15 protein-coding genes and 1 riboswitch are annotated in these 13,146 nt (G+C 71.4%); of the genes, 7 read left to right on the top strand and 8 right to left on the bottom strand.

What is annotated here, in order from left to right; all coding sequences use genetic code 11:
* Window positions 1-31: 31 nt before the first annotated feature.
* The 5 genes from metF to OG406_RS28790 form a co-directional block, all read right to left on the bottom strand.
* Complete coding sequence (metF, locus tag OG406_RS28810) at window positions 32-955, bottom strand: methylenetetrahydrofolate reductase [NAD(P)H] (protein WP_081216754.1); 924 nt, start codon at window positions 953-955, stop codon at window positions 32-34.
* A 168-nt stretch (window positions 956-1,123) separates the two neighbouring features.
* Complete coding sequence (gene thiE / locus OG406_RS28805) at window positions 1,124-1,783, bottom strand: thiamine phosphate synthase (protein WP_329188530.1); 660 nt, start codon at window positions 1,781-1,783, stop codon at window positions 1,124-1,126.
* A gap of 96 nt (window positions 1,784-1,879) precedes the next feature.
* Complete coding sequence (locus OG406_RS28800; RefSeq protein WP_081216756.1) at window positions 1,880-2,251, bottom strand: Rv2175c family DNA-binding protein; 372 nt, start codon at window positions 2,249-2,251, stop codon at window positions 1,880-1,882.
* A gap of 77 nt (window positions 2,252-2,328) precedes the next feature.
* Window positions 2,329-3,561 carry an NAD(P)/FAD-dependent oxidoreductase gene (locus tag OG406_RS28795; protein WP_266613033.1) on the bottom strand — a complete coding sequence of 411 codons (1,233 nt, stop codon included), beginning with the start codon at window positions 3,559-3,561 and terminating at the stop codon, window positions 2,329-2,331.
* A 32-nt stretch (window positions 3,562-3,593) separates the two neighbouring features.
* Window positions 3,594-3,971: a hypothetical protein gene (locus OG406_RS28790; protein ID WP_329188528.1), complete on the bottom strand. Its 378-nt coding sequence runs from the start codon at window positions 3,969-3,971 to the stop codon at window positions 3,594-3,596.
* A gap of 52 nt (window positions 3,972-4,023) precedes the next feature.
* A riboswitch (TPP riboswitch) is annotated at window positions 4,024-4,136 on the top strand.
* Between OG406_RS28790 and thiO the strand changes: the two genes are divergently transcribed.
* The 6 genes from thiO to OG406_RS28760 all read left to right on the top strand — a co-directional run bounded on the left by thiO (window position 4,134) and on the right by OG406_RS28760 (window position 9,981).
* A complete protein-coding gene (gene thiO / locus OG406_RS28785; RefSeq protein WP_329188527.1) occupies window positions 4,134-5,300 on the top strand; it encodes a glycine oxidase ThiO in 1,167 nt (388 codons plus the stop codon). Its footprint overlaps the riboswitch before it by 3 nt.
* Window positions 5,297-5,497 (top strand): sulfur carrier protein ThiS, encoded by a 201-nt coding sequence (gene thiS, locus OG406_RS28780; RefSeq protein ID WP_164373960.1) that lies wholly within the window; start codon window positions 5,297-5,299, stop codon window positions 5,495-5,497. Before thiO ends, thiS begins: the two co-directional genes overlap by 4 nt.
* A 3-nt stretch (window positions 5,498-5,500) precedes the next feature.
* Window positions 5,501-6,295: a thiazole synthase gene (locus tag OG406_RS28775; protein ID WP_164373959.1), complete on the top strand. Its 795-nt coding sequence runs from the start codon at window positions 5,501-5,503 to the stop codon at window positions 6,293-6,295.
* A 237-nt stretch (window positions 6,296-6,532) separates the two neighbouring features.
* Window positions 6,533-8,476 (top strand): Stk1 family PASTA domain-containing Ser/Thr kinase, encoded by a 1,944-nt coding sequence (pknB, locus tag OG406_RS28770; RefSeq protein ID WP_329188525.1) that lies wholly within the window; start codon window positions 6,533-6,535, stop codon window positions 8,474-8,476.
* Between the two features lie 87 nt (window positions 8,477-8,563).
* Window positions 8,564-9,439 carry a deoxyribonuclease IV gene (locus OG406_RS28765; protein WP_329188524.1) on the top strand — a complete coding sequence of 292 codons (876 nt, stop codon included), beginning with the start codon at window positions 8,564-8,566 and terminating at the stop codon, window positions 9,437-9,439.
* 80 nt (window positions 9,440-9,519) lie between these two features.
* Window positions 9,520-9,981, top strand: coding sequence for a DUF4396 domain-containing protein (locus OG406_RS28760; RefSeq protein WP_266848972.1), 462 nt, complete (start codon window positions 9,520-9,522; stop codon window positions 9,979-9,981).
* A 27-nt stretch (window positions 9,982-10,008) separates the two neighbouring features.
* Here the strand turns inward: OG406_RS28760 and OG406_RS28755 are convergent, their stop codons facing one another.
* Window positions 10,009-10,641 (bottom strand): sulfite oxidase-like oxidoreductase, encoded by a 633-nt coding sequence (locus tag OG406_RS28755; RefSeq protein ID WP_329188522.1) that lies wholly within the window; start codon window positions 10,639-10,641, stop codon window positions 10,009-10,011.
* Window positions 10,642-10,798: 157 nt separating this feature from the next.
* Here OG406_RS28755 and bfr point away from each other — a divergent pair, with 157 nt between their 5' ends.
* Window positions 10,799-11,278: a bacterioferritin gene (gene bfr / locus OG406_RS28750; protein WP_081216766.1), complete on the top strand. Its 480-nt coding sequence runs from the start codon at window positions 10,799-10,801 to the stop codon at window positions 11,276-11,278.
* Window positions 11,279-11,289: 11 nt separating this feature from the next.
* Here the strand turns inward: bfr and OG406_RS28745 are convergent, their stop codons facing one another.
* Complete coding sequence (locus OG406_RS28745) at window positions 11,290-11,592, bottom strand: (2Fe-2S)-binding protein (RefSeq protein WP_267050569.1); 303 nt, start codon at window positions 11,590-11,592, stop codon at window positions 11,290-11,292.
* Window positions 11,593-11,752: 160 nt separating this feature from the next.
* Window positions 11,753-13,105: a class II 3-deoxy-7-phosphoheptulonate synthase gene (locus tag OG406_RS28740; protein ID WP_164373954.1), complete on the bottom strand. Its 1,353-nt coding sequence runs from the start codon at window positions 13,103-13,105 to the stop codon at window positions 11,753-11,755.
* Window positions 13,106-13,146 lie beyond the last annotated feature (41 nt).

Here is a 13,146-nt window from a genome sequence, read left to right as displayed (position 1 = left end):
ACGCAGTCTGTCGTACGCGGGTGCGACCGGTCTAGGCCTGCTGTGGGTGGTGCAGGCCCAGATTCTCGTAGATTTCCAGCGTCGCCGTGGAGTTGTTCAGCGTGATGAAGTGCAGTCCGGGGACTCCCTCGGCCAACAGCCTCGCACAGAACTCCGTCGCGAACTCGATGCCAATGGAGCGTACAGCCGCCGGATCGTCTTTGACTGTGAGGATGCGCTCTTTCAGGGCGTCCGGGAGCGAGGCGTTCGAGAGCTGCGGCAGCCGCTCCAGCATCCGCACGCTCGTCACCGGCATGATCTCGGGGATGACCGGGGTGTCGCAGCCGGCCTCGGCCACGCGGTCGCGCAGCCGCAGGTAGGACTCGGGCTGGAAGAACATCTGGGTGATCGCGTAGTCGGCGCCGGCGCGGCACTTGTCGACGAAGTGGGAGACGTCCAGGTCCCATTCCGTGGAGCGCGGGTGCATCTCGGGGAAGGCCGCCACCCCGACGCAGAAATCGCCCGACTCCTTGATGAGGCGCACCAGTTCGGCGGCGTAGGTCAGGCCTTTGGGGTGCGGCACCCAGTCGCCCATGGGGTCGCCCGGCGGGTCGCCGCGCACGGCCAGCATGTTGCGGATGCCCGCGTCCGCGTACTGCCCGATGATGTTGCGCAGTTCCGCGACCGAGTGGTTGACGGCGGTCAGGTGGGCGACCGGGGTGAGCGTCGTGTCGAGCACGATCTGCTCGGTCTCCTTGACCGTGCCGGCCCGGGTGGAGCCGCCTGCCCCGTAGGTCACCGAGACGAAGTCGGGCGCCACGGCCTCGACCCGTCGCAGGGCGTTCCACAGGTTCCGCTCACCCTTCGGGGTCTTGGGCGCGGAGAACTCGAACGAGCATGTCTGTTTGCCGGTCGCGAGCATGTCGCGCACGGTGCGTGCGCGATCAGTCCTGGTGGAAGCAGATCCGAGGGCCATACTCGCAGGTTAGTCAGAGGGTGCCTCTCCCCCAACCGAACCGCTGCCATTTGTCCCATCTGCCGGTTTCTTGTCCACCCCTCGGACAAGGGGGCTGGTCTCGGCCTGCGGGGGCGTCCGTTCCCGGCCGCGACGACCCCGGGGCCGCTGGGGCTCCGCCCCTCGGGGTCATGCCTGGCGCAGCCGCTTCGCGAACTCGGACGCCGCGGCGCCCGGGTCGTCCGCCTCGGTGATCGCACGGACGACGACGACGCGGCGGGCGCCCGCTTCGAGCACCTCGTCGAGGCGGCCGAGGTCGATGCCGCCGATCGCGAACCAGGGGCGGTCGGTGCCGAGGGCGGCGGTGTGCCGGACCAGGTCGAGGCCGGGTGCGTGCCGGCCGGGCTTGGTGGGGGTGGGCCAGCAGGGGCCGGTGCAGAAGTAGTCCACGCCGTCCTGGACGGCGGCGGCCTCGGCCTCCGCGCCGGAGTGCGTGGAGCGGCCGATCAGCACCTCGTCGCCGAGGATGGCGCGGGCCGCGGGGACCGGCAGGTCGCCCTGGCCCAGGTGCAGCACGTCGGCGCCGACGGCGTGTGCCACGTCGGCCCGGTCGTTGACCGCGAGGAGCTTGCCGTGGCGGGCGCACGCGTCCGCGAGGATCCGGAGGTGCTCCAGCTCCTCCGCGGCCTCCATGCCCTTGTCGCGCAGCTGCACGATGTCGACCCCGCTCGCGAGGACCGTGTCGAGGAAGTCGGCGAGGTCTCCCTGGCGCCTGCGGGCGTCGGTGCAGAGGTAGACGCGGGCGTCGGCGAGCCGGGCGCGGGCGGAAGTGGCGGCTGCTGCGGGCATGCGTGGATCCCCCGGGGTCGGTGCGCGGGGAGGCATGACGGCCGGGTTCGTCCCGGGCCGCCGCGCTCTCCCCGCGCCGGACTGTCTCGTTTCAGGTCAGACGGCGAGCGCCTGGGCGCGGCGCTTCACCTCCGTGCCGCGATTCTCGCTCAGAGCCTGCGCGGGGGTACCGGGCAGGGTCGCGTCGGGGGTGAAGAGCCATTCGAGGGCCTCTTCGTCGGAGAAGCCGTCGTCCCTCAGGAGCGTCAGGGTGCCGGACAGGCCCTTGACGACCTTCTGCTCGTCCACGTCGATGAAGGCGGCGGGGACGTGCAGCGCGCGGTTCTCACCACGGCGTACGGCGATCAGCTGGCCGTCCTTGACCAGCTGCCGGACGCGGGTCACCTCGACGCCGAACTGTTCGGCGATGTCGGGGAGGGTGAGCCAGGCGGGGACGAGAGCATCGATCTTTGCGTCAATCTCGGTCACGGGACAAGCCTGCCATCCCGGACCGACAGTCGGAAGCCGAGGGCGTCCGACCTGGGGCGACGGCCCGTGTCCCGGCCCTAGACCGTGGCGGTCTTCAGCGGCCTCGACGGGTCCGCGAGCAGCAGCGGATCCATGCGGGCGCCCGCCTCGATGAGCCGGCGGCCCTGCGCGAGATCCCTCGGGCGGCCCACCGCCAGGAGGGCGACCAGGCGTGTCTCGCGGAGCCAGCACACCGACCAGGCGGTGCCCGAGGGGTCGCCGCGCCACACCAGGGTGTCGTCGGGGGTGTGGTGGCCGACGTACTGCACGAAGCGGCCGAACTGCTCGGACCAGAAGTACGGCACCGGGTCGTAGGCGGCGGGCGTCTCGCCGACGATGTTCGCGGCGACGGTTCGGGGTCCCTGGAGCGCGTTGTCCCAGTGGTGGACGAGGAGGCGGTCCTCGTAGCGCCCCGACGGGAAGGAGGCGCAGTCCCCGACGGCGTAGACGTCCGGCAGCGAGGTGCGCAGGTGGTCGTCGGCGAGGATCTCCCGGTCGGCGCCGAGCGTGATGCCGGAGGCGGCGATCCACCCGGTCGCGGGCCGCGCCCCGATGCCGACGACCACGGCGCCGGCCGGCACCCGGGAACCGTCGTCCAGGACCACGGCGCCGGGCTCGACGCGCTCCACGCGCGTGTGCGTGCGCAGCGTGGCGCCGCTGTCCGCGTACCAGGCGGCCATCGGCGCGGCCACCTCGGCGGGCAGCGCGGCGGCGAGCGGCCGGTCGGCGGCCTCGACGACCGTGACCGCGCAGCCGGCCTCGCGGGCGGCGGTGGCGAACTCGGCGCCGATCCAGCCGGCGCCGACGACCACGATGTCGTGCTGCTGGAGCAGGACCGGCCGCAGCCGGTCGGCGTCGTCCAGCGTGCGCAGCAGATGCACCCCCGGCACGCCCTCGGCGCCGGGAAGCCGGATCGGTTCGGCGCCGGTGGCGACGACCAGGACGTCGTACGGGACGGGTCCGCCGGCCGTGTCGAGTTCATGGTCCCCGGCGCGCACGCCGAGGGCCTCCAGGCCGAGCCGCAGGTCGATGTCGAGGGCCTCGAAGTCGACGTCGAAGGCGGAGCCCTCGGCCTTGCCGAGCAGGACGGCCTTGGACAGCGGTGGCCGGTCGTACGGCTGATGGGGCTCCGCGCCGATCAGCGTGACGGTTCCCGTGAAGCCCTGTTCGCGCAGGGCGACCGCCGTCTGCACCCCGGCCATGCCCGCGCCCACCACGACGACCCGCCGTGCGGGGGACCCCTGCGCCTTCGCCTGCGTCTGCTCGCTCACCTGATCACCATAGACACCTGACAATTCGTCAGTCAGCGGACGTGCTCGGTGATCTGCTGCACAGCGGCCGTCTCCGGGACCTCTTCGACGACGCTGGTGCCCGACCCGGCCTGCGACTCCCAGGCCCAGGTCTCCACCAGCCGCACCCGGCCGTCGGACAGTTCGGTCACCAGCGACACGCAGTGCCCGGACGAGGTGGTGCCGTCGGTCTTGAGCTGGACGTAGCGGAAGTCGAGGCGGTCGCCCTCGCGGGTCCCGACGAGGTGTCCGCGGACGACGTCGCCGCCCGTGTAGTCGGCCCAGACCGTGCCGTCCTGCTCCCGGTAGGCGAAGCGGGTGCGGGTGCCCACCTGGCCCGGTGCCTGGTCGGCGACCGGGGCGAGGACGAGGCCGTCGAGCGAGCGTGCCATGGGCGGAGGCTCCCTTACCGAGTCGGGGGAGGGCGGGCTAGGGTGGCCACCGTAAAGCACTCGCGGGAGCCCGTACGCAACGGGCTGAGAGGGAGGCTGGGCGGCCTCCGACCGTACGAACCTGATCCGGGTCATGCCGGCGAAGGGAGGGGCTGGACGCCCATGTCGCCTGCACGTTCGTCCGACGTCCTCGTCATCGGGGGCGGGATCATCGGTCTGGTCACGGCCTGGCGGGCCGCGCAGCGCGGGTTCACCACCGCGCTCGTCGACCCCGAGCCGGGTGGCGGGGCCGCTCAGGTCGCGGCGGGGATGCTCGCGGCCGTCACCGAGCTGCACTACGGCGAGGAGACCCTGCTCGGCCTCAACCTCGCCTCCGCGCGCCGCTATCCGGACTTCGCCGCCGAACTCACCGAGGCGACCGGCCAGGACCTGGGCTATCGCCGGTGCGGCACGCTGGCCGTCGCGCTGGACGCCGACGACCGCGCCCACCTGCGGGAACTGCACGCGCTGCAGAGCCGTTCGGGGCTCGACTCGGAGTGGCTGACCGGCCGGGAGTGCCGTCGCCTCGAACCGATGCTCGCCCCCGGGGTGCGCGGCGGCCTGCGGGTCGACGGCGACCACCAGATCGACCCGCGACGCCTCGCGGCGGCCCTGCTCACGGCCTGCGAGCGGGCCGGGGTGAGCATCCACCGGACCTGGGCGGAACGTCTGACGGTCGTCCGTGACCGGGCCGCCGGAGTGGTCACCTCGGACGGCACCGAACGCGGCGCCGGCCAGGTGGTGCTGGCCGGGGGCAGTCTCAGCGGGCAGCTGGCCGGTGTCCCCGACGACGTCCTGCCGCCGGTGCGCCCGGTGAAGGGGCAGGTGCTGCGGCTGACCGTGCCGCAGCGGTACGCGCCGTTCCTGAACCGCACCGTGCGGGCCGTGGTGCGCGGCGGCCACCTGTACCTGGTGCCGCGCGAGAACGGCGAACTCGTCGTGGGCGCGACCAGCGAGGAGCTCGGCTGGGACACCACGGTGACGGCGGGCGGCGTGTACGAGCTGCTGCGCGACGCCCACGAGCTGGTGCCCGGGATCACCGAGCTGCCGCTCACCGAGACCCGCGCGGGACTGCGCCCCGGCTCCCCCGACAACGCGCCGCTGCTCGGCCCGACCGCGCTGGACGGGCTGCTGCTGGCCACCGGGCACTTCCGCAACGGGGTGCTCCTCACGCCGGTCACCGGTGACGCCATGGCGCACGTCCTGACCACCGGCGAACTCCCCGACGAAGCCCGCCCCTTCAGCCCGCGGCGCTTCGCCGCCACCGCCTTCACGGAGCAGCCCGCATGAACATCGTCGTCAACGGAGAGCGGCGGCGGATCACCGCCGGAACCGCTCTCGACACCCTCGTCGCGACGCTCACGCCGGCACCGTCGGGGGTGGCGGCCGCCCTGAACGAGACCGTCGTCCCGCGCGGGCAGTGGTCGTCCACCGCGCTGGCCGAGGGCGACCGCGTCGAGGTCCTCACCGCCGTACAAGGAGGCTGAACCATGGCCGACGACCCCTTCGTCCTCGGGGGCACGACCTACGGCTCCCGGCTGATCATGGGCACCGGCGGGGCGCCCAGCCTCGACGTCCTGGAGCGCTCCCTCGTGGCGTCCGGCACGGAGCTGACGACGGTCGCGATGCGGCGCGTGGACGCCTCCGTGCACGGCTCGGTCCTGTCGGTGCTCGACCGCCTCGGCATCCGGGTCCTGCCGAACACGGCCGGCTGCTACACCGCGGGCGAGGCCGTCCTGACGGCCCGCCTCGCGCGCGAGGCGCTCGGCACCGACCTGGTCAAGCTGGAGGTCATCGCCGACGAGCGCACCCTGCTGCCCGATCCGGTGGAGCTGCTGGACGCGGCGGAGACGCTGGTCGACGACGGCTTCACCGTGCTGCCGTACACGAACGACGACCCGGTCCTCGCGCGCAAACTGGAGGACGTCGGCTGCGCCGCGGTCATGCCGCTCGGCTCGCCCATCGGGTCGGGGCTCGGCATCCGCAACCCGCACAACTTCCAGCTGATCGTCGAGCACGCGCGCGTGCCGGTGATCCTGGACGCCGGGGCCGGTACGGCGTCGGACGCGGCGCTCGCGATGGAACTGGGCTGCGCTGGGGTGATGCTCGCCTCGGCGGTGACCCGCGCGCAGGAGCCGGTGCTGATGGCCGAGGCCATGCGGCACGCGGTGGAGGGCGGACGCCTGGCGCGGCGGGCCGGCCGCATCCCGCGCCGGCACTTCGCCTCGGCGTCCTCCCCCACCGACGGCATGGCGGCCCTGGACCCGGAGCGTCCCGCGTTCTGACCTCCGGGACATGCGCGCACCCGCTCCCTCGGCGGGGACGCCGCCCGGTGCGCACCATGTGATGTGTGCCTCGGCGCGGCGGGTCACGGGCCCGCCGGAGCGGACACGCGCGGGCCGGACGCCTGTGCGAGAGCGGGGTCCCGGTGCGCGCGGTGCGCGTCACAGGTCGGTCGCAGTCATGCCCCGGTATCGGCCGAACGGGGCGGTCCGCCGGTGGTGGCTCGTAGACTCACCTGCGTGGATACGACCCTTCAGGACCCCCTTGTCGGACACGTGCTCGACGGCCGCTACCGCGTCGACGCGCGCATCGCGGTCGGCGGGATGGCCACGGTCTACCGGGCCCTGGACATCCGCCTCGACCGCGTGGTCGCGCTCAAGGTGATGCACCCGGCGCTGGCCATGGACGGTTCGTTCGTCGACCGGTTCATCCGCGAGGCCAAGTCGGTGGCCCGGCTGGCGCACCCCAACGTGGTGCAGGTCTTCGACCAGGGGACCGACGGGTCGTACGTCTACCTGGCGATGGAGTACATCGCCGGCTGCACCCTGCGGGACGTGCTGCGCGACCGCGGCGCGCTCCAGCCGAGGGCCGCGCTCGACATCCTGGAACCGGTACTCGCCGCGCTCGGCGCCGCGCACCGCGCCGGGTTCGTGCACCGCGACATGAAGCCGGAGAACGTCCTGATAGGGGACGACGGCCGGGTCAAGGTCGCGGACTTCGGTCTGGTGCGCGGGATCGACACGGTGACGAGCACGACGGGCGCCGTCCTCGGCACCGTCTCGTACCTGGCACCGGAGCAGATCGAGCACGGCACCGCCGACCCCCGCGTCGACGTCTACGCCTGCGGGATCGTCCTCCACGAGATGCTCACCGGCGCCAAGCCGCACACCGGGGACTCCCCCGCCCAGGTCTTCTACCAGCACCTCAACGCGGACGTGCCGCCGCCGTCGGCCCGGGTACCGGGGATGGCGTACGAGCTGGACGAGCTGGTCACCACCTCCACCGCCCGCAATCCGGAGGTGCGCCCGGCCGACGCCGTGGCGCTGCTGGGGCGGGTCCTCGAAGCGCGCGCCGCCCTCACCGCCGACCAGCTCGACGCCGTACCGCCGGGCGCGCTCGCCGTGGGCCACGACAACGCCCACGACCGTACGAGCGTGATCCCGCGCTCGCTGTCCATGCAGCGCCCGCTGCCGGTGAACGAGGACGAGGGCCACGGCGTCAACCGGACCAGCCGGTTCGAGAGCACCGGCTACCTCCAGGCCCCGCCCGAGGCACCCTCGCGGCCTGCACGCACGCGTCCGCGGCGGGGCATGCTGTTCGTCGTCGCCGCCCTCGTGCTGGTGCTCGGCCTGGGCGCCGGTGTCTGGTACATCAACTCCGGCCAGTTCACGAAGGTCCCGCCCGTCCTGACGCAGACCGAGGGGCAGGCCAGGGACCATCTCAAGGACGCCGGGCTGGACGTCAAGCGGGTCGAGCACGCCTACAGCGACACCGTGAAGCGGGGCAGCGTCATCAGCACCGACCCCGGGGTCGGTGAGCGGATCCGTGACAACGACGCGGTGACGCTGACCGTGTCGGACGGGCCGAAGACGGTGAAGGTGCCCGATCTGTCGGGCGTCGCGCTGGCCAAGGCGCGGGCTCAGCTCAAGGACGCCGGGCTCGCCGCGGGCATGGTCACCCGGGATTTCAGTGAGGACGTCCCCCGGGGTTCCGTGATCAGCACGGACCCGGACACGGGCACCTCGCGGCACGCCGGTTCGGCGATCGCGCTCGTGGTCAGCAAGGGCAGCCCGGTGGAGGTGCCCGACGTCACCGGCTCGTCCGTCGAGGACGCCAGGGCGGAGCTGGAGGACGCCGGCCTGAAGGTGAAGATCGCCACGCAGCAGGTCAACTCCGAGTTCGACAAGGGCCAGGTCGCCCAGCAGTCGCCGAACCCGGAGCACGAGGCCGCCACCGGCGACACGGTGACGCTGACGGTCTCCAAGGGGCCCGAGATGATCGAGGTCCCCGACGTCGTGGGCGACAGCGTGAACGACGCGACGCAGAAGCTGAAGGACGCCGGATTCGAGGTCGACGAGGACCGCGGCCTCCTGGGACTCTTCGGCGACACGGTCAAGAAACAGTCCGTGGACGGCGGCGACACCGCGCCCAAGGGCTCGACCGTCACGATCCAGATCCGCTGAGCCACGAGCGCCCGCGGCTCACGGAGCGGTGGCGTCGGGGGTGCCCGAGGACCGCCCGCGGGACGGCCGACGGCGCGTGACACCCTGATGGGCGTGACCAGCAAGCAGCTCCGCAACCCCGTCGGCGGCCACGTCCCGGTGGCCGGCGGCCTCAGCTCCGTCGGCCTGTCCTACGCGCGCGACCTCGCGGCCGAGACCGTTCAGGTCTTCGTCGCCAACCCGCGCGGCTGGGCGACCCCCGTCGGGAACCCGAAGCAGGACGAGGAGTTCCGCGCCGCCTGCGCCGCCGCGTCGATCCCCGCCTACGTCCACGCGCCGTACCTGATCAACTTCGGTTCGCACACCGAGGCCACGGTCGAGAAGTCGGTGGAGTCGCTGCGGCACTCGCTGCGCCGCGGCCGGGAGATCGGCGCCCTCGGCGTCGTCGTGCACACCGGGAGCGCCACCGGCGGCCGGGAACGGTCCGTCGCCCTCCGGCAGGTACGGACCCATCTGCTGCCGCTGCTCGACGAACTGACCCACGACGACGACCCGTTCCTCCTGCTGGAGTCGACCGCGGGCCAGGGCGCCTCCCTCTGCTCGCGCACCTGGGACTTCGGACCGTACTTCGAGGCCCTCGACGCCCACCCGAAGCTGGGCGTCTGCCTGGACACCTGCCACATCTTCGCGGCCGGCCACGACCTGACCGGCCCGACCGGTATGCACCAGACCCTCGACCTGCTGGTCGACACCGTCGGCGAGGGCCGGCTCAAGCTGATCCACGCCAACGACTCCAAGGACGTCGTCGGAGCGCACAAGGACCGGCACGAGAACATCGGCTCCGGGCACATCGGCGAGGACCCCTTCCGCGCCCTGATGACCCACCCCGCCACCGAGGGCGTCCCGCTGATCATCGAGACGCCGGGAGGCAAGGAGGGGCACGCGGCGGACGTCGAACGGCTGAAGAAGCTGCGCGACAACTGAGACACGCGGGAGGGAATACCCCTGGGGGGTATACGGTTCCGGTGAGGTACAGGAACCGCTACCGGACGCCGGGGGCCCTCATGGATCACGGATCGCACACGCACACAGGGGCGAGCTGGCAGACGGCCGCCCAGGCCACGCTGCACTGCCTCACGGGCTGCGCCATCGGCGAGGTGCTCGGCATGGTGATCGGTACCGCGTTCGGCTGGGGCAATGTGCCGACCACGGTCCTCGCGATCGTGCTGGCCTTCTTCTTCGGCTACGCGCTCACACTGCGCGGCATCCTGAAGGCGGGCGTCGCCTTTCGGACGGCGTTCCGGGTGGCGCTGGCCGCGGACACCCTGTCGATCGCGGTGATGGAGCTGATCGACAACGGGGTGATCGCGCTGTGGCCGGCCGCGATGGACGCGGAGCTGGCCGACGCCCTGTTCTGGGTGTCGCTGGCGGTCTCGCTGGCGATCGCCTTCGTGGTCACCACGCCCGTGAACAAGTGGATGATCGGCCGCGGCAAGGGCCACGCCGTGGTGCACGCCTACCACTGACCCCGCCGGAGAAGGCGGCGCCGGACCTCAGAGTTCGGGGCCGTCCCCGGGCTCCTCCTGGTAGGAGTAGCGCTGCTCACGCCAGGGGTCGCCGACGTTGTGGTAGCCCCGCTCCTCCCAGAAACCGCGCCGGTCGGCCGTCATGTACTCGATGCCGCGGACCCACTTGGGGCCCTTCCACGCGTACAGCTGCGGGATCACCAGGCGCAGCGGGAAACCGTGCTCCGCCGTCAGGAGTTCGCCGTCCTTGTGGGTGGCGAAGATGGTGCGCTCGGAGGCGAAGTCCGCGAGGCGCAGGTTCGAACTGAAGCCGTACTCGGCCCAGACCATCACGTGGGTGACGGTGGGCGCGGGCGGGGCGATCTCCAGGATCGTGCGGGCGGGGACACCACCCCATTCGGCCCCGAGCATGCTGAACTTCGTGACGCAGTGCAGGTCGGCGACGACGGAGGCGTACGGCAGGGCGGCGAACTCCTCATGGGTCCAGCAGCGCTTGTCACCGTCGGCGGTGGCCCCGAAGACGCGGAACTCCCAGCGTTCGGGGCGGAACTTGGGGACGGGTCCGTAGTGGGTGACCGGCCAGCCGCGCTGGAGTCGCTGTCCCGGCGGTAGCTCCGACAGTGCCGATTCTCCTGTTTCCCGCTTTGCCGGCTGACCCATGTCTCCATCCTGACAGACCGGGGGCCGTGCCCATGACCAGCGGGTCGTCGATTCGGGCAACTACTACTAAGCGTGCACTTACTGGACGGTTTTCCGTGGCCGGTGCAAAGATGCGGCGCAACCTTGCCCCTCCCCCCGCTTGGAAGGAGCCTCTGCGATGCAGGGCGACCCCGAGGTCATCGAATTCCTCAATGAGCAGCTGACCGGCGAGCTGACAGCGATCAACCAGTACTTCCTGCACGCGAAGATGCAGGAGAACTTCGGCTGGACGAAGCTCGCCAAGTACACGCGGCACGAGTCGTTCGACGAGATGAAGCACGCGGAGGTCCTCACCGACCGCATCCTCTTCCTGGACGGCCTGCCGAACTACCAGCGGCTCTTCCACGTGCGGGTGGGGCAGACGGTCACGGAGATGTTCCAGGCCGACCGTCAGGTGGAGGTCGAGGCGATCGACCGGCTGCGGCGCGGCATCGAGGTGATGCGGGCCAAGGGCGACATCACGTCCGCGAACATCTTCGAGTCGATCCTGGAGGACGAGGAGCACCACATCGACTATCTCGACACCCAGCTGGAACTGGTCGAGAAGCTCGGCGAGGCGCTCTACATCGCGCAGCTCATCGAGCAGCCGGAGAGCTAGGGCCGGACGGGCTAGGCGGCCTCGCGCCCGGCGGTGTCGTGCAGCGCGGTCTCCTGCAGGACGGCTTCGTGCTGAGCGGCCTCGACCGCGCTGCGCACCTCGGCGAGTACCGGCATGCCCTGGTCGGCGAGCTGACGGCGCGGGCAGGAGCCCCTGCCGAGCAGCGCCTGGATCTGGCGGACGCAGGACCCGCAGTCCGTGCCGGCCTTGGAGGCGGACGCTATCTGGCGAGGAGTGCAGGCGCCGTCCTCCGCGTGCTTCTTCACCTGCTGTTCGGTGATCCCGAAGCAACTGCAGACGTACACGCGGTTCACCTCCCGCCGAATGGATGGGGCACTGCCGTCCCGATAATCGGTGAGGCTAACCTAACCTTACCCGGCATGCCAGAGCCATAAAAGTGGGGTGGGGCGCGGATCGTATGTGATCCGCGCCCCACCCTCTGCGCTGGTAACAGGCCCGAACGGGGCCGGTCTCTTACTGGTCGCGGTACATCTCGGCGACGAGGAAGGCCAGGTCCAGGGACTGGCTGCGGTTCAGGCGGGGGTCGCAGGCCGTCTCGTAGCGCTGGTGCAGGTCGTCGACGAAGATCTCGTCGCCGCCGCCCACGCACTCGGTGACGTCGTCACCGGTGAGCTCGACGTGGATGCCGCCCGGGTGCGTGCCGAGACCCTTGTGGACCTCGAAGAAGCCCTTGACCTCGTCGAGCACGTCGTCGAAGCGGCGGGTCTTGTGGCCCGAGGCCGCCTCGAAGGTGTTGCCGTGCATCGGGTCGGTCACCCAGGCCACGGTCGCGCCGGAGGCGGTGACCTTCTCGACCAGCTCCGGCAGCTTGTCCCGGACCTTGTCGGCGCCCATGCGGACGATGAAGGTCAGCCGGCCCGGCTCACGGTCGGGGTCGAGACGCTCGATGTACTGGAGCGCCTCCTCGGCCGTCGTCGTCGGGCCCAGCTTGATGCCGATGGGGTTGCGGATCTTCGAGGCGAACTCGATGTGCGCGCCGTCCAGCTGACGGGTGCGCTCGCCGATCCAGACCATGTGGCCCGACACGTCGTACAGGCGGCCCGTACGCGAGTCGACGCGGGTCAGCGCCGACTCGTAGTCGAGGAGCAGCGCCTCGTGGGAGGCGTAGAACTCGACGGTCTTGAACTCTTCCGGGTCGGTGCCGCAGGCCCGCATGAAGTTCATCGCGTTGTCGATCTCGCGCGCCAGCTGCTCGTAGCGCTGGCCCGAGGGGGACGATTTCACGAAGTCCTGGTTCCAGGCGTGCACCTGGCGCAGGTCCGCGTAGCCACCGGTGGCGAAGGCGCGCACGAGGTTGAGCGTGGAGGCGGACGCGTTGTACATCCGCTTCAGGCGCTCGGGGTCCGGGATGCGGGCCTTCTCGTTGAAATCGAAGCCGTTGACCGAGTCGCCCCGGTAGGTCGGCAGGGTCACTCCGTCACGGGTCTCGGTGCCCTTGGAGCGCGGCTTCGAGTACTGGCCGGCGATCCGGCCGACCTTCACGACCGGCACGGAGGCGGCGTACGTGAGGACGGCGCCCATCTGGAGCAGCGTCTTGAGCTTGTTGCGGATCTGGTCGGCCGACACGCCGTCGAAGGCCTCGGCGCAGTCGCCGCCCTGGAGAAGGAACGCCTCTCCCTTGGCGACGGACGCCAACCGGGCGCGCAGCTGGTCGCACTCGCCCGCGAAGACGAGCGGCGGATACGACTCGAGGTCCGCGATCACATCGCGCAGAGCCTCGGCATCGGGGTACTCGGGCTGCTGCGCCGCGGGAAGGTCTCGCCAGGTGTTGCCAGCGCTCGCGCTGGACTTAGCGTTCACGGTCACCCCCACAACATTACGGGGTCGTGTCGGGCGTCCATTCACAT

It is taken from the genome of Streptomyces sp. NBC_01428 (assembly GCF_036231965.1).
GTDB lineage: Bacteria > Actinomycetota > Actinomycetes > Streptomycetales > Streptomycetaceae > Streptomyces.
The sequence above is the reverse complement of the archived record's forward strand: the minus strand, read 5'-3'. Positions and strand labels throughout refer to the sequence as shown.